The sequence below is a fragment of the Pseudozobellia thermophila genome (genome assembly GCF_900141855.1).
Taxonomy (GTDB): domain Bacteria; phylum Bacteroidota; class Bacteroidia; order Flavobacteriales; family Flavobacteriaceae; genus Pseudozobellia; species Pseudozobellia thermophila.
In genome coordinates, this window is record NZ_FQYU01000005.1 from 33,729 (window position 1) to 54,456 (window position 20,728).

Sequence of the window (20,728 nt, forward strand, 5' to 3'; positions counted from 1 at the left end):
CCGGTCAATGGTGCCATACCATTACATGCGGGCCCGATCGCTCCCAAGGGTGGGGCCATAGGGCTGTGTACGTGATAAATCTGTAAACATTCCCCTGTTTTGTTATTAATCTACTAAATCTATAGGGTAATTGTAAATTCTTTGGGTTTGCTACGTCTTGGTTTGAAAAAAAATTCTATTTTTGCTTACTCTATTAAATTAATAGGGTAATAGATTTTAGAAAAAACCATGATTGTAGATCAATTGATATTAGATAAAAAGGCTTCCAAGAAAAAGTTTTCGGAGGACAAAAAGTCGGAAAGGCCCATCCGAAGTGTGGCCAAAGCGGTAAGCTGGCGGGTAATCGGCACTTTGGATACCCTCCTTATTTCCTATATACTAACCGGTGAGGTTGCCATAGCCGCCTCTATTGCCTCGATAGATTTCGTAACCAAAATGTTCCTTTATTTCGTTCACGAACGGGTTTGGAACAAGATCGGCTGGGGCAAATAAATTCGTTAAATATGGCTTTTTCAGAAGAGACAATACAGCAACTAAATAAAAAATTCGAGGGAGCGCAACCTTCCGAGATAATCACTTGGGCTATCGACAATGCCGAAAGACCTGTGCTTACCACCAATTTTAGGCCTTACGAGGTAAATATTCTCCATGCGGTATCGCAGGTAAAAGGCGATATTCCCGTCATTTGGTGCGATACGGGTTACAATACCCCCAATACCTACAAGCACGCCGAAGACCTGATCCAACGGCTAAAGCTGAACATCGATCTATACGTGCCCCGTCAGACCAGTGCGCACCGCGACGTGGTAATGGGTATTCCGCAAGTTGACGATCCCAGGCATGCCGAGTTTACCGAGCAGGTAAAATTGGAGCCTTTTAGAAGGGCGATGGCCGTGCATAAGCCCGACGTGTGGTTTACCAACCTTAGAAAGGGGCAGACCGCTTTGCGCGATTCGTTGAACGTGCTGAGTCTGGGCAAGGACGGGGTGCTTAAAGTGAGCCCCTTCTACCATTGGGGCGATGCCGAATTGGACGCCTATCTGGCCGAACACGATTTGCCCAACGAACACAAATATTTTGATCCGACCAAAGTGTTGGAAAACCGCGAATGCGGCTTACATACCCAATAAAAAGACAATGTAAATAGGCAGATGCCCATGCACTGCGGAATTTAAATTATATGACAGATACATCGCATATTAACGCCCTTGAAAACGAGGCCATCTATATTTTACGGGAGGTGGCCGCCCAATTCGAGCGTCCGGTATTATTGTTTTCCGGAGGAAAAGATTCCATAACCTTGGTGCGGTTGGCGCAAAAGGCCTTTTGGCCGGCGAAGATACCCTTCCCCCTGATGCATATCGATACGGGGCACAACTTTCCCGAAACCATTGAGTTTAGGGATAAGCTGGTGAAGGATCTGGGGCTTGAGCTTATCGTAAGAAAGGTTCAGGACTCCATCGACCAGGGCAAGGTAAAGGAAGAGACCGGTAGGTATAGCAGTAGAAACTCCTTGCAGACAACCACCTTGTTGGATGCGATCGAGGAGTTCAAGTTCGATGCCTGTATCGGTGGAGCCCGACGCGACGAGGAAAAGGCCCGCGCCAAAGAACGTATTTTTTCGGTACGTGACGATTTTGGCCAGTGGGACGAGCGCAACCAGCGCCCCGAACTGTTCGATATGTTGAACGGGCAGATCGAACTGGGCCAGAACGTCCGGGTGTTTCCGATCTCCAACTGGACGGAGCTCGATGTTTGGTCCTATATCAAGGAAGAACAAATTGAGATTCCCTCTATTTACTTTGCCCACAAACGAAAGGTATTCTTGAGGGACGGCCTGATCTGGTCGCACTCCGAGTATGTATACCAGGAAGAGGACGAAGAGGTGTTGGAGCGCATGGTCAGGTTCAGGACCGTTGGCGATATGAGCTGTACGGCGGCAGTCTTCTCCAACGCTACCGATATCGAATCGGTAGTCGAAGAGATCAAAGACTCGACCATATCGGAACGAGGTGCGCGTATCGACGATAAACGCTCCGAGGCCGCCATGGAGAAAAGAAAACAACAGGGATACTTTTAAGAAGCGTCGCATATCGACGAAGAACGAACTTACAGCATAAAATGGAAGTACTAAAAATTGCAACCGCAGGAAGTGTAGACGACGGAAAAAGTACCTTGATCGGTAGAATTCTGTACGATACCAAATCGTTGACCAGCGATAAGTTGGAGGCCATAGAAAAGACCAGTAAAAGCAAGGGATACGACTACCTCGACTTTTCATTGGCAACCGACGGCCTAGTGGCCGAACGCGAGCAGGGCATCACCATAGATGTGGCTCATATCTATTTTTCAACCGACAAGAAAAGTTACATCATCGCCGATACCCCTGGCCACGTAGAATACACGCGTAACATGGTTACCGGGGCGTCTACCTCCCAGGCGGCCATCATTTTGATCGATGCCCGAAAAGGGGTGATCGAACAGACCAACAGGCATTTTTTTATCAACAACCTGTTGCGGATCAAAGACGTGGTCGTGGCGATCAATAAAATGGATTTGGTCGATTACTCCGAAGAGACCTATAACAAGATCAAGGCCGATTTTGAACAACTCATGGCCAAACGCGATTACCAAGACCAGAAAATCACCTTTATTCCCGTAAGTGCGCTTAAGGGCGATAATGTGGTGAACAAGTCCGATAAAACCCCTTGGTATACAGGTCCGGCCCTGTTGGAGCACTTCGAGGCCTTGGATCGAAAGGATGTTTACAATGTGGGAACCCCGCGGTTTCCGGTTCAGTACGTCATCCGACCTAAAACCGAGGAGCATCACGATTTCCGTGGTTTCGCCGGAAAAGTCTATGGCGGGGAGCTAAGTGTGGGCGACGAGGTGGTGGCACTTCCGTCACAGACCCGCTCAAGGATCAAGGAAATCTATTTTTACGATAAAAAATATCAAACCGCCGCACGGCGTTCGTCGGTAACCATTACCCTAGAAGACGAGATCAACCTGAGTAGGGGCGATATGTTGGTCAAGGCAGGGGATCTGCCGACAATCGACAAGCAGTTTACCGCGACCGTATCGTGGATGGACTCCGATAAAATGACACCCGGAAAAAAATACGTCGTACAGCACGGCGTGAACAAGGTGTTGGCCAAGGTCGATAACATACACCATAAGATCAACCCCGATTATTCGGGTATCGAAACTGAGGTCGACGGTCTGGGCATGAACGATATCGCCCAGGTGAGCTTTAAGTTGAACAAGCCTATCTTTTACGATAAGTTCAAAGACCACCGCACCAACGGTTCGTTTATCTTGATCGATACCCAAACCAACAATACGGTCGGCGCAGGGTTCATCAGCTAAAGGAAGACTAGGAAAAAAGGAACCGCACTTAGCGTTGTCTTATTATCTATTAAATCTATAGGAAAAATATAATAAAATACTCGGAGGTAGTTGTCCGGAGTTTGAAAACAAGAAGAAACATGCAGAGTTTTAGAACCGAAATAGAGAATCCCGTTGTTGAAAAGGACATCCTCGAGCTGGAAAGGAAAATCAGGCTTTTTCAAGAAGGAAAGGTCGACGAGGAAAAATTCCGAAGCCTTCGTTTGGCCAGGGGAGTGTATGGCCAGCGTCAACAAGGGGTGCAGATGATCCGTATCAAACTGCCCTACGGAAAGGTAACTTCAAAGCAGTTGAAGCGTATCTGTGACGTTTCCGACGAGTATTCGACCGGCCGTTTGCACATAACCACCCGGCAGGACATCCAGATCCATTATGTCGACCTGAACCGGACTCCCGAGCTTTGGGCCGAACTTGAAAAGGACGACGTAACGTTGCGCGAAGCCTGTGGTAATACCGTACGGAACGTAACCGCCAGTGAAACCGCCGGCATCGATGTAGACGAGCCTTTTGATGTTTCGCCCTATGCCCATGCCCTTTTTCAGTATTTTTTGCGTAACCCGATCAGTCAAGAGATGGGACGTAAGTTCAAGGTGTCCTTTTCGGCGAGCGACGCCGATACCGGACTTTCCTATATGCACGACCTGGGCTTTATCGCCAAACTTAAGGATGGGGTAAGGGGCTTTAAGGTAATGTTGGGCGGTGGACTGGGTTCACAACCGCGGCATGCCGATGTGCTTTTTGATTTTTTGGAGAGCGATAAGATCATTCCATTGATGGATGGGGTCGTTCGCGTCTTCGACAGATACGGCGAACGAAAGAGTAGGGCCAAGGCACGTATGAAGTTCTTGATAAAGGATATCGGCCTTGACGGATTCAAGGCCTTGTTGGCCGAGGAACAAAAAGCCGTTCCTTACCAGTCGTATCCTATCGATGCGGAAGCCTATCCCAAGGTTGAGGTGGCCCAAGTGGAAGTGCCCCAAGTTGAGATAGCGGATAAAAATGCTTTCGAGGCATGGAAATCGACCAACCTTGTCCCGCAAAAGCAGCAAGGCTTTGTGGCCATAGGAATCAAGGTGCTCCTGGGCGATTGGTATACCGACAAAGCCAGGAAATTGGCCGATTTGGTAAGCGAGTACGCCGCGGGCGAAATTCGTCTGTCGTTGCGCCAAAATATTTTAATCCCCTACGTTAGGGAAGGGTTGCTGCCTTTCTTTTACCAAGAACTTTCCAACTTGGGCTTTACCGAAGCAGGCTATAACAAGGCATTGGATATTACGGCATGCCCAGGTACCGATACCTGTAATTTGGGTATTGCGAGCAGTACGGGAATTGCCGAAGAATTGGAGCGGGTTATCAGAACCGAATATCCGCACTATATCGCCAATGATGATGTGACCATAAAGATCAGTGGGTGCATGAACGCCTGTGGCCAACACAATATGGCCCATATCGGTTTTCAGGGAATGAGCGTTAGAACCAAGGACAAGTTGGTGGCCCCGGCCCTGCAGGTACTGTTGGGCGGAAGCAACGACGGTAACGGAAACGGGCGTTTTGCCGATAAGGTGGTGAAAATACCCAGTAAACGCGGTCCCCAGGCCCTTCGTTTGATCCTCGACGATTATGAGGCCAACGGAAAGGGTAAATCGTATGCCGATTACTACCAAGAAAAGGGACAAATGTATTTCTATGACTTTTTGACCCCCCTTTCCGATGTAAGTAACCTGAGTCCCGAAGATTTTATTGACTGGGGCAATAGCGAGCGTTACGAGAAGGCCATCGGTATCGGTGAGTGTGCCGGTGTGGTCATCGACTTGATCGCTACCCTGCTTTTTGAGAGCGAGGAAAAAATACAGAATGCCAAAGAAGCCTTGGAAGCCGGAAAATGGGCGGCCAGTATCTACTATTCGTATACTTCGATGGTAAATTCGGCCAAGGCGCTATTGACCGCCGAAAAGGCCAAGGTAAATACCCATGCGGGCATCATCAAGGACTTTGACGCCAAATTTGTCGCGTCGGGCCGAATAGACCTGGGCCGCGGATTTGAGGAGCTTGCGCTGCAACTGAATAAGAACGAGCCCACCGAAGCTTTTGCTAAAAGCTATTTGGAGGATGCACGGCACTTTTTACAGACCGTGGAGGCGTATAGAAAACAAGAATTGGCCGAGGCGTAACCGAGAATGGAAGACCAAAAAAGGAAATATAACGATTTTAGGTTCGAGACCGGTACAGCTGCCAACCGTGGACGGTTGACGGTGATCGGTGCCGGTCCGGGCGATGTGGAGTTGATTACCCTCAAGGGAATCAAGGCCCTCGAATCGGCCGATGTGGTTCTGTACGACGCCTTGGTCGATACGGAACTGTTGCAATATGCACCCAATGCGGAACAGATTTTTGTAGGGAAGCGAAAGGGCTGTTATGCCTATCAACAGGAACAGATCAATCAGCTCATTGTCGACAGGGCAACTTCCGGCAATCATGTGGTACGCTTAAAGGGAGGGGATCCCTTTGTCTTTGGCCGAGGGGCCGAAGAGATGGAATATGCGGCCCAATTCGGTATCGAGATCGGAATGGTGCCAGGTGTCTCGTCGTGCCTATCGGTTCCTGCCTCGCAGCACATACCCGTCACCAAAAGGGGGGCAACGGAGAGCTTTTGGGTAATTACGGGTACGACCAAAGAGCATAGACTGTCCGATGATGTGGCCTTGGCAGCCAAAAGTAAGGCTACGGTGGTCATTTTAATGGGAATGTCCAAACTAAGCCAAATAGTGGCGCTCTTTAAGGCCGAGGGAAAATCGAAAACCCCTGTCGCCATTATCCAGAACGGTACTAGAAAGGACGAAAAAATAGGAGTGGGTACCGTGGAATCGATCGAGGAGGTGGCCGCTCAAAAGGAATTGGCGAATCCGGCGATTATAATCATCGGGGAAGTAGTGGGGCACAGGGCCCGCATTATGGAGCTTGTCAAAAATCATGAATTAGAGTTAAGTTAAGCGATATGATAAAAACAGATGTTTTAATAATTGGTGCGGGTCCGACAGGCTTGTTTACAGTGTTCGAAGCGGGCTTGCTAAAGCTGAAGTGCCATTTGATAGATGCCTTGCCACAGCCCGGTGGGCAGTGTTCGGAAATCTATCCCAAGAAGCCGATCTACGATATTCCGGCCTTTCCGGAAATTTTGGCGGGTACCTTGGTAGACAACCTTATGGAACAAATTAAACCTTTCGAACCCGGTTTTACCCTGGGGGAAAGGGCGGAGACCTTGGACAAGCTCGATGACGGTTCCTTTGTAGTGACCACCAATAAGGGCACCGAACACCACGCACCCGTTGTGGTTATCGCGGGAGGATTGGGTTCCTTTGAACCTAGAAAACCACCTATTTCCAACATAGTCGATTTTGAAGACAAGGGAGTGGCCTACATGGTCAAAGATCCCGAGGTGTATCGCAACAAGAAGGTGGTCATCGCAGGAGGTGGCGACTCGGCCCTTGACTGGGCGATTTTCTTGACCGATGTAGCCTCCGAAGTTTCCTTGGTCCACCGTAGAAAGGAATTCAGAGGGGCCCTCGATTCCGTTGAAAAGGCACGGGAGTTGGCCAAATTGGGCAAGATCAAGCTGTACACCGAGGCCGAGGTGAAAAAACTGTATGGCGACGAGCATCTCGAGGCCGTGGTCGTTAAGCACAACGATCCCGAAAAGGGCGAAACCTATGTTGAGGTCGATCACTTTATCCCGCTGTTCGGACTTTCGCCCAAATTGGGGCCGATAGGCGATTGGGGGCTTGAAATAGAACGCAATGCCATTAAGGTCAACAACGCAAAGGATTACCAGACCAACATACCCGGTGTCTTTGCCATTGGCGATGTCAATACCTATGAAGGAAAATTGAAACTGATCCTGTCCGGCTTTCACGAGGCGGCCGTCATGTGCCAATACGCCTACCAGATCATCAACCCCGACAAGCGTTATGTGATGAAATATACCACGGTCGGAGGGGTGACCGGATTCGATGGGTCTAAAAAAGAAGCCAAGAAAGAGGTCGTACAGAGCATCTCTTAATACTCGGCCGTATACGAATTTTGATAGTAGTGCCATAACCTTCCGACAGCCACGGCCTCGGAAGGTTTGTACTACGGAAAAAAAGTCGGGGTTTACTTGTTTTTGGTAAAGCCTTGACGTTACTTTGCAACCGTTCATTTATACACTGTAATCGTTATCAAGAAAGGTGGAGGGACTAGACCCATTGAAGCCTTGGCAACCCTTTTCTCATAAAGAAGGTGCTACATTCTATCCCAATTTTGTTGGGGCAGATAACAAAGAGCGGCAATTCTTGTCCGTTTATATATTCCCTTACTTGATATTGATTTTTTGTTACAGCGCAGCGCCATCGCGAGCGAGAACAGGCTCGTGCGGGTGGCAAATAGAAAGGCTTTTAGGCCATAAGTGAGAATAGAGCATACCGATGAAAGATATACGCGAAATATTAAAGGAAAGGATTTTGGTTTTGGATGGCGCCATGGGCACCATGTTACAGCGCTACAAGTTTACCGAGGCCGATTTCAGGGGAGAGCGGTTCAAAGATTGGCCACATCCCCTTCAGGGCAACAACGATTTGTTGTCGCTGACCCAGCCCGAGGCGATTGCCGAGGTGCACCGAAAGTACCTCGAGGCCGGGGCCGACCTTATAGAGACCAATACCTTTTCGGGTACGACCATTGCCATGGCCGATTACCATATGGAAGACCTGGTTTATGAGCTCAACTACGAATCGGCCAAAATCGCCAAAAAAGTGGCTGCCGAGTTTACCGAAAAAGAGCCCGAAAAACCGAGGTTCGTAGTCGGAAGTATCGGCCCTACCAATAAAACGGCAAGTATGTCTCCCGATGTGAACGACCCAGGTTTTCGAGCCATCTCCTTTGAAGAATTGAGGGTCGCCTACAAACAGCAGGTAGAGGCCTTGCTCGACGGCGGGTCGGATATCCTTATGGTAGAGACCATTTTCGATACGCTGAACGCCAAGGCCGCTCTTTTTGCCATTGAGGAAGTGAAGGAAGAGCGAAACATAGACCCGCCGATCATGGTCAGCGGTACGATTACCGATGCCTCGGGCAGGACCCTTTCGGGACAAACGGCCGAAGCTTTCTTGATTTCCATATCGCATATACCTGTTTTTTCGGTAGGTTTCAATTGTGCCCTTGGGGCCAATCAGTTGGTCCCCCATTTGGAGGTGTTGGCGTCAAAGACCGGTCATGCCGTCTCGGCACACCCGAACGCGGGTCTCCCGAACGCCTTCGGCGAATACGACGAGACGCCCGAACAAATGGCGGCGCAGATCAAAGAGTATGTGGAGAAGGGCCTGGTGAACATTGTTGGGGGCTGTTGCGGTACCACGCCCGAGCATATCACCGCCATAGCCCAACTGGTGGAAAAGTACGATCCCAGAACGGTTTCGACAGCGCAATAGTAATTTACCGTATTGACAATGACAACAAATAATACCAACATACCGCCGGCGAAAGGACAGGAACGGTTTCTGACCCTCTCGGGTCTCGAGCCCCTTGTGGTAACTCCCGATTCCAATTTCATCAACGTGGGGGAGCGTACCAATGTGGCCGGTTCTAGAAAATTCCTGCGCCTGATCAAGGAGGAAAAATTCGAGGAGGCCCTCGATGTGGCCCGCGAACAGGTCGAAGGGGGAGCCCAGATTATCGATATCAATATGGATGACGGCCTGATCGATGGAAAGGAGGCCATGGTCAAATTCTTGAACCTGGTCATTGCCGAACCCGATATTGCCCGGGTACCGATCATGATCGATAGCTCGAAGTGGGATATTATCGAGGCGGGCCTACAAGTGGTTCAGGGTAAATCGGTCGTGAACTCGATCAGCCTAAAGGAAGGAAAGGACGAATTCGTGCACCATGCCAAACTGATCAAGCGATACGGTGCTGCGGTAATCGTGATGGCCTTTGATGAGGTCGGCCAAGCCGATACCTACGACAGGCGTATCGAAATCTGCAAGCGCTCCTACGATATTCTGGTAAACGAGGTGGGTTTTCCACCCGAAGACATCATTTTCGACCTTAACATCTTTCCCGTGGCCACGGGTATGGAAGAGCACAGGCGCAACGCCTTGGACTTTATCGAAGCGACCAAATGGGTCCGCGAAAACCTGCCCTATGCCAGCGTAAGCGGCGGGGTAAGTAATGTGTCCTTCTCCTTTCGGGGAAACAACCCCGTACGGGAGGCCATGCATTCCGTATTTCTGTACCATGCCATCAAGGCGGGCATGAACATGGGCATTGTTAACCCAAGTATGCTGGAGGTCTACGACGATATTCCCAAAGACCTTTTGGAAATGGTCGAAGACGTTATTCTCGATCGAAGGGACGATGCCACCGAGCGCCTGCTCGAGTTTGCCGATTCGGTCGTGGGCAAGGCCAAGGAAAACAAGGTCGACCTTTCGTGGCGCGAAGAGCCCTTGCAAGACCGCATTACCCGGGCATTGGTAAAGGGGATCGATCAATTTATCATTGAAGATGTCGAAGAGGCCCGCCAGGCATCGAACAAACCCATTGAGGTGATCGAAGGGCATTTGATGATCGGTATGAACGTGGTGGGCGACCTGTTCGGAAGCGGTAAAATGTTCCTGCCCCAGGTGGTGAAATCGGCGCGGGTCATGAAAAAGGCCGTGGCCTACCTCTTGCCCTATATCGAGGAGGAAAAGCTCTTGAATCCTCAAGTGGGCGACGAAAAGGGCAACGGAAAAATACTCATGGCCACCGTTAAGGGCGATGTACACGATATCGGAAAGAACATCGTAAGCGTCGTCCTGGCGTGTAACAATTACGAGATCGTAGACCTGGGCGTTATGGTACCGCCCGAAAAGATCATCGAAACCGCCATTGAGGAAAAGGTGGATGTCATCGGACTGAGCGGCCTGATTACCCCGTCGTTGGACGAGATGGTACACTTGGCCAAGGAAATGGAACGCAAGAACTTTAAGATTCCCCTGTTGATCGGGGGTGCCACCACGAGCAAGGCGCACACCGCCGTAAAAATCGACCCGAAATACAGCGAGGCCGTAGTGCACGTAAACGATGCCTCAAGGGCCGTAACCGTGGTGGGCGACCTGCTGCAAAAGGAAACATCGGCGGCCTATAAAAAATCGATAAAGGAAGACTACGATGCGTTCAGGGAGAAGTTTTTGAACCGGTCCCAGCACAAGACGTACAAAACCCTGGCCGAGGCCCGAAAGAACAAGTTTCAAATCGATTGGGGGAAGGCGGAAATCGTAAGACCCAAAAAAATGGGGATCCAGGTAATCGAGGATGTCGATTTAAGGGAGTTGCTGCCCTATGTCGATTGGACCCCGTTCTTTAGGAGCTGGGAGCTGCACGGCCGCTATCCCGATATATTGAAGGACGAGGTGGTGGGCGAACAGGCTACCGAACTTTTTGCCGACGTGCAAAATATGCTCAACGACGTACTGGCCAACAAGAAGTTAAGGGGCAAGGGGGTCTTCGGACTCTTTCCGGCGAATACCTTGGACAATGACGACGACATAGAGGTTGAAGTAGGGCATGAAAAGTTTATCTTCAGGACCCTGCGCCAGCAGTTGCAGCGGAGGGAGGGCGTGCCCGATTACGCCCTGGCCGATTTTATCGCGCCCAAGACCAGCGGAAAGGAAGACTATATCGGCTGTTTTTGCGTGACCACGGGATTCGGTACCGAAGAAATGGCCGGGAAATACAGAAAGGACCTCGACGATTATAACTCGATCATGATCAAGGCCCTTTCCGACCGCTTGGCCGAGGCCTTTGCCGAATACCTTCATAAAAAGGTAAGGACGGAATATTGGGGCTATGCCGCCGACGAGAACTTGGACAACGAGGCCTTGATCGAGGAAAAGTACAAGGGCATACGGCCCGCCCCGGGCTACCCCGCCTGTCCGGATCACTTGGAAAAGCTGACCATTTGGGAGGTCTTGAAGGTAGAGGAGCGGATCGGGGTGAAACTGACCGACAGCCTGGCCATGTGGCCCGCCTCATCGGTGTCGGGCTATTATTTCGGCAATGCCGGGGCCCGCTATTTCGGCCTCGGGAAAATTAAGGAAGACCAAGTGCGCGATTTTGCACAAAGAAAAGGCATGGATTACGCGGAGGCGGCCAAATGGCTGGCCCCCAATATAGCGGACGATTGAGCAAGGCGCGAAGGGGCGTTCTTAAAAATGGCTGGCCAAGGGGCCCGCGTTAGGGATTGAGGCGGTATCTTTTGAGCGAAGCTCGAAAATAAAGCCGAAAGCCCGACCGGCCTGCGAAGTAGGGCGGTAACGCCCCGTGTAGATAAAATAAAATTGTTTTGGGTATAGATATATTGAAAGTAAATGAAAATAACCGACCATATTAAGAAAGCAAAAGGGAAAACCTTGTTTTCCTTTGAGATCATTCCGCCTGTCAAGGGGAAGAACATACAGGAATTGTACGACAATATCGATCCGTTGATGGAGTTTGACCCTCCGTTCATTGATGTGACCACTTCGAGGGAAGAGTATGTCTATATCGATCGGGACGGACTCTTGGACAAGAAATTGACCCGGATGCGCCCGGGTACGGTGGGCATCTGCGCCTCGATCAAGCACAAGTACGATGTGGATACGGTGCCCCATGTGCTCTGTGGCGGTTTTACCAAGGAGGAAACGGAGTATTTGCTGGTCGACTGCCACTACTTGGGCATCGACAATGTTATGGCCCTGCGTGGGGATGCCATGCGCGAGGAAAAATACTTTAAGCCGACCCAAGGCGGACATAGTTACGCCGTCGACCTGGTAAGGCAAATACAGGACCTGAATTGCGGCAACTACCTGCACGACACGGTCGAGACCGATAACTGCGCCGATTTTTGCATCGGGGTGGCGGGCTACCCTGAAAAACACTTGGAGGCCCCTTCGCTGAAATCGGACCTGAAGCGCTTAAAGGAAAAGGTCGATGCCGGGGCCGACTACGTGGTGACCCAGATGTTCTTCGACAACCAAAAGTATTTCGAGTTTGTCGACGCCGCCAAGGCCATGGGGATCGATGTGCCGATCATACCGGGAATAAAGCCCATTGCGGTAAAAAGGCACCTTCAGTTGCTGCCCCAGGTTTTTAGGATCGACCTGCCCCAAGACCTTGTCGATGCCGTCGATGCCTGCGCGACGAACAAGGAAGTGCGCCAGGTGGGCGTAGAATGGTGCATTCAGCAATCGAAGGAGCTAAAGGACGCCGGTGTGCCCGTATTGCACTATTATTCGATGGGCAAGTCGGACAATATTAGGGCTATTGCCGAAAAGGTGTTTTAATGGCGGGTTTGCGCATGGCCCAAAAAGGAAGAAGCAGCGGCCCGTTTTGGGCCGCCTACCATTTTTTAGGCAGCGGGGCTTTCTATTTCGAAGGAGGTACTTACCTTTGCCTGCCATGAACCTGAGGTTATTTCTGCTTTTGTTTTTTTCGGCGTATTGTGTTTTCTCGCAAGAGGGCAAAAGCGCCCATAGCTACAGTTTTGACGCCAGTGCGTTTTATGGGTCCATCATTTTGCACAACCCCGATATATCGCATTTGATTGCCGAACACCCCACAGGGGTGGTCTTGGGCTACAACCGAAAGACCTTCGGTTCGGAAGATTGGCAGCAATGGTACAACTACCCCGATTTGGGGGCCTCCTTTATCTATCAAAATTCACATAACGGGACGCTCGGCGATAATTACGGTCTGTACGCCCATTTCAATTTTTATTTTCTGAGGAGGAACCTCCAATTGCGTATCGGGCAAGGGGTATCCTATGCGACCAATCCCTACGACAGGGATGTTAATTTTAGGAACAATGCCTATGGGTCGCGTTTGTTGAGCTCTACCTTTTTGATGTTCAATTACCACAAAGAGCAGATTTATAAAAATTTGGGGCTTAAGCTCGGCCTTATGCTCGTCCATTATTCAAATGCCAATGTTAAGGCGCCCAATACCTCGACCAACACCTTGGCCCTTAATGCCGGTGTGGTCTATACCCTCGATGGAGGCCCAACGGAATTTATAACAGGGGAGAAGGTACAGGTTACCGAGCCCGTCAGGTTCAATCTTGTTTTTCGGGGAGGAGTGAACGAAAGCGATAACATCGGCCACGGTCAATACCCTTTTTATATCTTTTCGGCCTATGCGGACAAACGCTTGGGGAGAAAGAGCGCCCTGCAGTTGGGAACCGACGTGTTCTTCAGCAATTTTTTAAAGGAGCTGATTCGCTACCAGTCCATTTCCTTTCCCGAGAACAACATCGATGCCGATACCGATTACAAACGTACGGGCATTTTTATAGGCCATGAGCTCTTTATCAACAGACTGTCCGTAGAGACGCAATTGGGCTATTATGTGTACTACCCTTACGATTTTGAGGGTAGGGTATACAACCGTTTTAGCTTAAAACGCTATTTTGGGGATAGGGTTTTTGGTGTTGTAAGCTTAAAATCACACGGTGCCGCCGCAGAGGCGGTCGAATTCGGAATAGGGGTGCGCTTATGAAATATCGACAGGTAAAATTGAGGAAGCAAGACAACAACTTAGGCAATGCCGCCAAGTATAGTCCCCTTTGGTCGGGTAGGTCGCTGGCGACCGCTGTATTGGGGGCGTTTTTGATCCTTGTTGCGTGCAATAATGAATCGGCGCCCGATTGCCTGCAAAATTCGGGGAACCTGCTTCGGGAGGAAGTTGTGGTTGCCGACTTTGACAAAATTACCGTTTTCGAGAACGTATCGTTGGTGGTAAAACAGGGCGATGTGCAAAAGGTGGAAATAGAGACCGGTGAATTTCTTAGGGACGAGGTGAGTGCCGTGGTCGAAGACGGGCGTTTGCTGTTGCGCGATACCAACGATTGCAACTATTTTAGGGACTACGGCCTGACCACGGTCTACGTAACCGCGCCGAATATTTCGGAAATCAGGAGCAGTACGGGGTTAAGTATCGAGAGCGACGGGGTCTTGTCTTACGATAAGCTTGCCTTGATATCGGAAAGTTTTATTAACCCCGAATCGGAAACCACCGATGGGGAGTTCGACCTACAGGTGGCTTCGGGGAGTTTAAGTGTGTTGGTCAATGGTATAGCCTATTTTAAGCTGGGCGGAAATGTGACGGACCTTAGCCTGAACATCGCTGCAGGCGATTCCAGGATCGAGGCCGGGGAGCTGTTGGCCCAAAACATTACCCTTAACCATCGGGGATCGAACGACATGTTCGTAAACCCTCGGGTGTCGATCCGGGGCACCATTCGCGGTACGGGCGATGTGATCGCCAAAAACAGGCCCGATGTGGTCGAAGTCGAAGAAATCTACAAGGGGCGGCTGCTGTTTGAATAAGGTCCGATATCTTTACGGGATAGAAGGCCGAGAATAGATCCGTATGAACCCGATTCAAAAATACCTTAACCACCTTTTTGCCAAGAAAAGGGTAATGGGCGAAAGTAAAGAGCTGAAGGGAATGGCCTTGGCAGATGACCTGTTGTTGGGGCTGGTGAATGAAAAAAGGGTGCCGGGGCTCGCCATTACCGTATTGAAAAAGGGGCAGGTGTTCTACCAAAAGGGATATGGCCATGCCGAAATGGAAACAAAGGTCAGGGTCGATCCCAAGTATAGCGTTTTTAGGATCGCCAGTGTATCGAAACCCATATCGGCGACGGCATTGGGGGTAATGGTCGAGGATGGGATAATTGACCTCGATGCCTCTTTTTACGATTACGTGCCCTATTACCCCCGAAAGAAATGGGATTTTACCATCCGTCAGTTGGCCGGCCATACCGCAGGTATCCGTGGGTACCAAGGAATGGAATACGGCCTTGACCAAGCCTATTCGATAAAAGAGGGTACGGTGCTGTTCGAGAACGACGACCTCTTGTTCGAACCTGGTACCGGATACCTGTACAACAGTTTTGATTGGGTCTTGGTCTCCTTGGCCATGCAGGAGGCCAGCGGCATGGCATTCGAGACCTATGTGGAAGAACGGGTGCTGAAGCCTTTGGGCATGCGGCACACCTTTGCACCGAACAGGGAAAATAGTATTGATAGGTACTTCGAAGAAGCAAAACGCGAGCAACCCAAATTGAACAGGACCCACTACTATTCAAAGAACAGGTCGGGTTTTAGGGATGCCTTACGGGTTAACAACCACTATAAGTTGGCCGGGGGCGGCTACCTCTCTACCTCCGCCGATATCGCCCGATTGGGGCAGGCCTATCTCGAAGGTAGCATACTGTCGAAAAACACCAGGGGGCAGTTTCTATCGGCCCAAAGCGTCAACGGAAAATCTACTTATTACGGCTTGGGCTGGGAGGTTAGCATTGATGCCAAGGGCAGGCCTTATTACGGGCATGTGGGCAATGGCGTGGGCGGGTATTCCAACTTCTATGTCTATCCCGACCAAGGGATGGTCTTTTCGATTCTGATCAATTGTACCGACCCCAAGGTACAGGACGAGCTGAACGCCGTGGTCGATGCCTTGATCATGGCGACCGATTGAGCACGGGCCTCGTAAATGTGTGTTCCTTTAAACTTAAAAGTAACCGAAACGATTTTTGGGCAGGTTTGTTTAGCCGGTATTGACTAACTTTAAACAAAAGACAGAGCCATGAAAAGGATACGACTGATTATACTCTCCCTGACAATGTTAACGGCCTTTGGCCAGGGTGCGATGGCCCAAGAGATTACCTCTTTTCAAGGGATGTGGGGCCCCGAGTTTTACCAAGACAAGGAAAAATTGACCTGGAAGGAAATCGACAAAATTATGTCAGACAGCCAAGTGTCGCAATTACACTGGCAGAAATCGAAGAAAAGCCTTTTGGCCGGTATGGGCGTGGCCGCCCTTAACTTCGGATCGGGAATTTGGTTTATCGTCAACGAGGCGGATCACAAACCGGTCACGGGACCCGTAATCGCCTTTGCCGCTACGGGCTTGGTGGGTTCGGTCTTCTACCATTGCGCGTTGAAGAACAAGAAGCAGGCCATTTTAAATTACAACGAGAGCCTCGAAAAAGAAACTTCGTTTCGATTGGTGCCGACCTCCAACGAAAACGGTGTAGGACTGGCCTTAAAGTTTTAGGAAACTACTGTGCCTGGCTTGCTTTGGAGGTCAACTCTGAAAACAAACTTTCCAGGTTTTTGTTCTTTCTGCTCAGCTGAAGGGTTTTGAGATTGTTGTCGTGGGCAAAATCGAAGACCGATGGACGCATGTCGGTAGAGGTGCCAAAGGTAATCTCATATACAAAGCCACCTGAGTTCTTAACGTGCTTAACATGGGGCAGGCCTTGTAAAAAGGCTTCTTCTACCCGGTAATCGAACTCCACCTCGATGATCTGCTCGTCTTCTTCCCGTAAATCGTCCATTCGCTTGTCGGCAACCAAAACCCCTTGGTTGATGATCAATACCCGATCACAAACGGCCTCTACCTCCTTCATGATGTGGGTAGAAAGCAAAATGGTCTTTTCCTTGCCGATTTCCTTGATCAACCTGCGTATTTCCACCAATTGGTTGGGGTCGAGGCCCGTGGTGGGCTCATCGAGGATCAGCACATCGGGGTCGTGCAATATGGCGGCCGCAAGTCCGACCCGCTGCCGGTACCCTTTGGAGAGCTGACCGATTTTTTTATGGGCCTCGGGAGACAATCCCGTCTTTTCTATAACCTCCTCGATTCTTTTTTTGTCCGTATGGTAAACATCGGCATTGAACGCAAGGTATTCCTTAACGTACATCTCCAGGTAAAGCGGATTGTGCTCGGGCAGATACCCAATGCTCTTTTGAACCTCCTTTTTCTGTGTCGACACGTCAAAGCTATTTACCAAGGCTTTACCTTCATCGGCCTGATGGTAGGTGGTCAAGATTTTCATCATGGTAGATTTTCCGGCCCCGTTCGGCCCCAGAAAACCCACGATTTCACCTTTTTTAAGTTCGAATGAAATATCGGATAGGGCTTTTTGTATACCGAAGGTCTTTGAAATGTTCTTGACGACTATTGACATGCATTTTGGGATTTAAGTAGGTTCGGTTACCGGGTTTTAGCTAAAAAAGTACGGCTGTGGGTATCACCTAGCCAGTTCAAAAATAGGCAATATCTCCAGTAAATTATAAAGGGTTTAAAATTTTGGGGCAAAAAAATAAGGTTAGACAATTTGATTTTTAAATATAATTGTTACTTTAGCCGAAGTTTAAGTGTACAATGTCAAACCAATATTTCTTTAACGGTTTTTATTTCTACTTCTTTTTTAAAAGAGGTATGGGACCGTTATAGAATATTGAAGCCAAGATATTATGTAAAAGTCCCGTGAAAAACGGGACTTTTTTTTGTTTAAAGAATATAGATTTTTAATTAAACCATGAATTTGAAAATAGCCATACAGGGAATCAAAGGCTCTAATCACCACCAAGTAGCCAAAGAGTACTTTGAAGACGATAGTCAATTGGTAGAGTGTATGTCTTTCGATTTTCTTGTAGATAGGCTGTTGGATAAAACCGCCGATGTGGGGGTTATGGCAATCGAAAACTCGATTGCGGGCTCGATTATCCCTAATTATGCCTTGGTATACCACAATAACCTGCATATAATCGGGGAACATTACTTGAACATCAACCATAACTTAATGGTCTTGAAAGGGCAGGGAATCGAAGATATAGAGGAGGTAAGGTCGCACCCCATGGCCTTGCTGCAATGCAAGGAGTTTTTTAAGGACTATCCTCAAATTAAAATGGTGGAAGATGTAGATACGGCCGAGACCGCCAAGTGCATTCAAGAGCAAAAATTAAAGAACGTGGCGGCCATCGCCCCGAGGGTTGCCGCCGAACTTTATGATTTGAACATCGTAGCGCCGGAGATTCAGACCATTAAAAATAATGCAACCCGCTTTATCATTGTAAAGACTAAAAACAAAGAGCTGCCCAAGTCGGAAATCAACAAGGCTTCGGTACGGTTTGTTACCGGCCATAAGCGTGGAAGCTTGGCCGCTGTGCTTAACGTGATGAGTGATTGCCGATTGAATTTAACAAAAATACAGTCACTGCCCATAATCGAGACCCCTTGGAAGTATGCCTTCTTTGTCGATGTCACTTTTGAGGAATATGAATATTTTGAGAAGTCGAAATCGCTTTTGAACATCATGGCAGAGGATTTCAAGGTTTTGGGCGAATATAAAAATGCCAGGATATGATACATACGGCAAATCGTTTACATACGGTAGAAGAATATTACTTCTCTAAAAAGCTTAGGGAGGTACGCGGACTTATGGCCCAGGGCCGGCCCATTATCAATATGGGTATCGGGAGTCCTGATCTGGCCCCGTCCAAGGAAATTATAGAAAGCATACAGAATGCGGTATGGGAAGAGGGCGCGCACCAGTACCAGAGCTATCAAGGCCTGCCCGAATTGCGCGAGGCCATTGCAGGCTTCTACCGCGATAAATTTCGGGTGGATGCCGATCCCGTCAACGAAATTTTACCCTTAATGGGGTCTAAGGAAGGTATTATGCACATCAGTATGGCCTTTTTGAACGAAGGGGATGTCGCACTTGTTCCGAACCCCGGTTACCCGACCTATACCTCGGTAACCAAGTTGGTAGGTGCGGAAGTAAAATACTATAACCTCAATGCCGAAGGCGGATGGTTTCCCGATATCGATGCCCTTCGCCAGAGCGACCTGTCGAATGTAAAAATCATGTGGGTATGCTATCCGCATATGCCAACGGGGGCTACGGCAAGTTTGTCGCAGTTCGAAGAGCTCGTGGCCTTTGCCAAGGAAAAGGATATTCTTTTGGTGAACGACAACCCGTACAGCTTCGTGCTCAACGATGCGCCGTCGAGCATTTTGGCCGTTGAAGGGGCAAAGGACGTGGCCCTTGAACTGAATTCATTGAGCAAGACCTTTAATATGGCCGGGTGGCGCGTAGGTATGGTCTTGGGAAGTGCCGAGCACATCAATGCCGTTCTTAAGGTGAAGAGCAATATGGATTCGGGAATGTTCTATGGCATCCAAAAGGGGGCGATTACCGCCTTGAAGAGCGATAAGGCTTGGTTCGATTCGCTAAAAGAGGTGTATGGATCTCGAAGAAATTTGATCTTCGAGCTGGCCGATAAGTTAAACTGTACCTACGATAGAAAAGCGGTAGGTATGTTCGTGTGGGCCAAGTTGCCACAGGGAAGCAAGGGTGCCGAGGATTTTATAGATGAGGTATTGTACGACAAGAATATATTCATCACCCCCGGAACCATTTTCGGTAGTAACGGAGAGGGGTATATACGCTTCTCGCTTTGTGTGGCGGAAGATAAGATTAAGGAAGCAATAAGTCGATTTGAATAAAGGAGAAGTCTAGGTATTATGAACGTATTCGTTGTAGGTGTTGGTTTGATCGGGGGGTCTTTTGCAAAGGACATTAGGCGTTTGCGGCCCCATACCACCCTGTTTGGTATTGATGTGAACGAAGATCATTTAGACCAAGCCTTGGAGCTTGGCCTTATAGATAAGAAGGCCGGTTACGACCGATTGGGGGAAGCCGATATGGTTATCGTGACCATTCCCGTAGATGTTATGGTCGAACAACTTCCCAAAATTCTCGATCTCGTAAACGACGACTGCCTGGTCTTCGACGGCGGCTCGACCAAGAGCTTGATCTGTAAGGTGGTGGAAAACCATGGGAAGAGGCGGAACTTTTTGGCGGCACACCCCATTGCGGGAACCGAGTTTTCGGGCCCTTCGGCCGCAATCGAAAATTTGTATGAGGGCAAGACCAATATTATTTGCGAGGTCGAAAAAACGGCCTTTAAACTCCAGGAAAGGGCCTTGGAGCTTTTTCGGGAAATGGGGATGCGTATCCGGTATATGAATCCGAAGGCACACGACAAGCACATTGCCTATGTGTCGCATTTGTCACACATCAGCTCATTTATGTTGGGAAAGACGGTTATCGATAAAGAGAAGAACGAACGTGATATTTTTGACATGGCGGGAAGTGGTTTTGAGAGTACCGTAAGGCTGGCCAAGAGTTCGCCGGCCATGTGGACCCCCATTTTTAGGCACAACAAGGAAAATGTCGTGGAGACCCTCGAAGAGTATATCCAAAACCTTCAAGAATTTATGGAGTTGTTGAAGAACGATGATTACGAGGGGATCTATAAGGAAATGAACGATACCAACAAGATCAGGGAAATTTTGAACGGAATACCCTTGAACAATAAGCAATGAACAATAAGCAATTAGCAATGAACAATTAGCAATTAGCAATTAACAATTATCAATAATAAATAGTAACAGTAGGAAAATATAA

18 protein-coding genes and 1 riboswitch are annotated in these 20,728 nt (G+C 49.1%); of the genes, 17 read left to right on the forward strand and 1 reads right to left on the reverse strand.

Going from position 1 to position 20,728, the window contains the following annotated elements; genetic code table 11:
- The first annotated feature begins 228 nt into the window (after positions 1–228).
- From BUB37_RS13380 to BUB37_RS13450, 14 genes are all read left to right on the forward strand, one after another.
- Positions 229–492 (forward strand): DUF2061 domain-containing protein, encoded by a 264-nt coding sequence (locus BUB37_RS13380; protein WP_072994333.1) that lies wholly within the window; start codon positions 229–231, stop codon positions 490–492.
- Positions 493–503: 11 nt separating this feature from the next.
- A complete protein-coding gene (locus tag BUB37_RS13385; RefSeq protein WP_072994532.1) occupies positions 504–1,130 on the forward strand; it encodes a phosphoadenosine phosphosulfate reductase domain-containing protein in 627 nt (208 codons plus the stop codon).
- A gap of 50 nt (positions 1,131–1,180) precedes the next feature.
- Positions 1,181–2,080: a sulfate adenylyltransferase subunit CysD gene (cysD, locus tag BUB37_RS13390; protein ID WP_072994334.1), complete on the forward strand. Its 900-nt coding sequence runs from the start codon at positions 1,181–1,183 to the stop codon at positions 2,078–2,080.
- Positions 2,081–2,121: 41 nt separating this feature from the next.
- Entirely contained in the window at positions 2,122–3,369 is a 1,248-nt protein-coding gene (locus BUB37_RS13395) for a sulfate adenylyltransferase subunit 1 (protein WP_072994335.1), read from the forward strand.
- 119 nt (positions 3,370–3,488) lie between these two features.
- Positions 3,489–5,579, forward strand: a complete 2,091-nt coding sequence (locus tag BUB37_RS13400; RefSeq protein WP_072994336.1) for a HEPN domain-containing protein — start codon at positions 3,489–3,491, stop codon at positions 5,577–5,579.
- Positions 5,580–5,585: 6 nt separating this feature from the next.
- Positions 5,586–6,398 carry a uroporphyrinogen-III C-methyltransferase gene (cobA, locus tag BUB37_RS13405; RefSeq protein WP_072994337.1) on the forward strand — a complete coding sequence of 271 codons (813 nt, stop codon included), beginning with the start codon at positions 5,586–5,588 and terminating at the stop codon, positions 6,396–6,398.
- Between the two features lie 5 nt (positions 6,399–6,403).
- Positions 6,404–7,465, forward strand: coding sequence for an NAD(P)/FAD-dependent oxidoreductase (locus tag BUB37_RS13410; RefSeq protein ID WP_072994338.1), 1,062 nt, complete (start codon positions 6,404–6,406; stop codon positions 7,463–7,465).
- A 151-nt stretch (positions 7,466–7,616) separates the two neighbouring features.
- A riboswitch (SAM riboswitch) is annotated at positions 7,617–7,723 on the forward strand.
- A 145-nt stretch (positions 7,724–7,868) separates the two neighbouring features.
- Entirely contained in the window at positions 7,869–8,870 is a 1,002-nt protein-coding gene (locus BUB37_RS13415) for a homocysteine S-methyltransferase family protein (RefSeq protein ID WP_072994339.1), read from the forward strand.
- 18 nt (positions 8,871–8,888) lie between these two features.
- Entirely contained in the window at positions 8,889–11,609 is a 2,721-nt protein-coding gene (gene metH / locus BUB37_RS13420) for a methionine synthase (protein WP_072994340.1), read from the forward strand.
- A 183-nt stretch (positions 11,610–11,792) separates the two neighbouring features.
- Positions 11,793–12,746, forward strand: coding sequence for a methylenetetrahydrofolate reductase [NAD(P)H] (metF, locus tag BUB37_RS13430; RefSeq protein ID WP_072994342.1), 954 nt, complete (start codon positions 11,793–11,795; stop codon positions 12,744–12,746).
- 115 nt (positions 12,747–12,861) lie between these two features.
- Positions 12,862–13,956 carry an acyloxyacyl hydrolase gene (locus BUB37_RS13435; RefSeq protein WP_072994343.1) on the forward strand — a complete coding sequence of 365 codons (1,095 nt, stop codon included), beginning with the start codon at positions 12,862–12,864 and terminating at the stop codon, positions 13,954–13,956.
- Entirely contained in the window at positions 13,953–14,786 is an 834-nt protein-coding gene (locus BUB37_RS13440) for a head GIN domain-containing protein (protein ID WP_094766732.1), read from the forward strand. Before BUB37_RS13435 ends, BUB37_RS13440 begins: the two co-directional genes overlap by 4 nt.
- A 43-nt stretch (positions 14,787–14,829) precedes the next feature.
- A complete protein-coding gene (locus BUB37_RS13445; RefSeq protein ID WP_072994344.1) occupies positions 14,830–15,942 on the forward strand; it encodes a serine hydrolase domain-containing protein in 1,113 nt (370 codons plus the stop codon).
- 108 nt (positions 15,943–16,050) lie between these two features.
- Entirely contained in the window at positions 16,051–16,521 is a 471-nt protein-coding gene (locus BUB37_RS13450) for a hypothetical protein (protein WP_072994345.1), read from the forward strand.
- A gap of 4 nt (positions 16,522–16,525) precedes the next feature.
- Here BUB37_RS13450 and gldA read toward each other — a convergent pair whose 3' ends face one another.
- Entirely contained in the window at positions 16,526–17,437 is a 912-nt protein-coding gene (gene gldA / locus BUB37_RS13455) for a gliding motility-associated ABC transporter ATP-binding subunit GldA (RefSeq protein ID WP_072994346.1), read from the reverse strand.
- A gap of 354 nt (positions 17,438–17,791) precedes the next feature.
- Here gldA and BUB37_RS13460 point away from each other — a divergent pair, with 354 nt between their 5' ends.
- The 3 genes from BUB37_RS13460 to BUB37_RS13470 are packed head-to-tail and all read left to right on the forward strand — an operon-like array spanning position 17,792 to position 20,646.
- Entirely contained in the window at positions 17,792–18,619 is an 828-nt protein-coding gene (locus tag BUB37_RS13460) for a prephenate dehydratase (protein ID WP_072994347.1), read from the forward strand.
- Positions 18,616–19,764 carry a pyridoxal phosphate-dependent aminotransferase gene (locus tag BUB37_RS13465; RefSeq protein WP_072994348.1) on the forward strand — a complete coding sequence of 383 codons (1,149 nt, stop codon included), beginning with the start codon at positions 18,616–18,618 and terminating at the stop codon, positions 19,762–19,764. Before BUB37_RS13460 ends, BUB37_RS13465 begins: the two co-directional genes overlap by 4 nt.
- 18 nt (positions 19,765–19,782) lie before the next feature.
- Positions 19,783–20,646 carry a prephenate dehydrogenase gene (locus BUB37_RS13470; RefSeq protein ID WP_072994349.1) on the forward strand — a complete coding sequence of 288 codons (864 nt, stop codon included), beginning with the start codon at positions 19,783–19,785 and terminating at the stop codon, positions 20,644–20,646.
- Positions 20,647–20,728: the final 82 nt, after the last annotated feature.

What these genes read in the sequence shown, in the direction of transcription:
- BUB37_RS13380 (WP_072994333.1), top strand. Translation starts at nt 229, where the DNA reads ATGATTGTAGATCAATTGATATTAGATAAAAAGGCTTCCAAGAAAAAG.
- BUB37_RS13385 (WP_072994532.1), top strand. Translation starts at nt 504, where the DNA reads ATGGCTTTTTCAGAAGAGACAATACAGCAACTAAATAAAAAATTCGAG.
- cysD (WP_072994334.1), top strand. Translation starts at nt 1,181, where the DNA reads ATGACAGATACATCGCATATTAACGCCCTTGAAAACGAGGCCATCTAT.
- BUB37_RS13395 (WP_072994335.1), top strand. Translation starts at nt 2,122, where the DNA reads ATGGAAGTACTAAAAATTGCAACCGCAGGAAGTGTAGACGACGGAAAA.
- BUB37_RS13400 (WP_072994336.1), top strand. Translation starts at nt 3,489, where the DNA reads ATGCAGAGTTTTAGAACCGAAATAGAGAATCCCGTTGTTGAAAAGGAC.
- cobA (WP_072994337.1), top strand. Translation starts at nt 5,586, where the DNA reads ATGGAAGACCAAAAAAGGAAATATAACGATTTTAGGTTCGAGACCGGT.
- BUB37_RS13410 (WP_072994338.1), top strand. Translation starts at nt 6,404, where the DNA reads ATGATAAAAACAGATGTTTTAATAATTGGTGCGGGTCCGACAGGCTTG.
- BUB37_RS13415 (WP_072994339.1), top strand. Translation starts at nt 7,869, where the DNA reads ATGAAAGATATACGCGAAATATTAAAGGAAAGGATTTTGGTTTTGGAT.
- metH (WP_072994340.1), top strand. Translation starts at nt 8,889, where the DNA reads ATGACAACAAATAATACCAACATACCGCCGGCGAAAGGACAGGAACGG.
- metF (WP_072994342.1), top strand. Translation starts at nt 11,793, where the DNA reads ATGAAAATAACCGACCATATTAAGAAAGCAAAAGGGAAAACCTTGTTT.
- BUB37_RS13435 (WP_072994343.1), top strand. Translation starts at nt 12,862, where the DNA reads ATGAACCTGAGGTTATTTCTGCTTTTGTTTTTTTCGGCGTATTGTGTT.
- BUB37_RS13440 (WP_094766732.1), top strand. Translation starts at nt 13,953, where the DNA reads ATGAAATATCGACAGGTAAAATTGAGGAAGCAAGACAACAACTTAGGC.
- BUB37_RS13445 (WP_072994344.1), top strand. Translation starts at nt 14,830, where the DNA reads ATGAACCCGATTCAAAAATACCTTAACCACCTTTTTGCCAAGAAAAGG.
- BUB37_RS13450 (WP_072994345.1), top strand. Translation starts at nt 16,051, where the DNA reads ATGAAAAGGATACGACTGATTATACTCTCCCTGACAATGTTAACGGCC.
- gldA (WP_072994346.1), bottom strand. Translation starts at nt 17,437, where the DNA reads ATGTCAATAGTCGTCAAGAACATTTCAAAGACCTTCGGTATACAAAAA.
- BUB37_RS13460 (WP_072994347.1), top strand. Translation starts at nt 17,792, where the DNA reads ATGAATTTGAAAATAGCCATACAGGGAATCAAAGGCTCTAATCACCAC.
- BUB37_RS13465 (WP_072994348.1), top strand. Translation starts at nt 18,616, where the DNA reads ATGATACATACGGCAAATCGTTTACATACGGTAGAAGAATATTACTTC.
- BUB37_RS13470 (WP_072994349.1), top strand. Translation starts at nt 19,783, where the DNA reads ATGAACGTATTCGTTGTAGGTGTTGGTTTGATCGGGGGGTCTTTTGCA.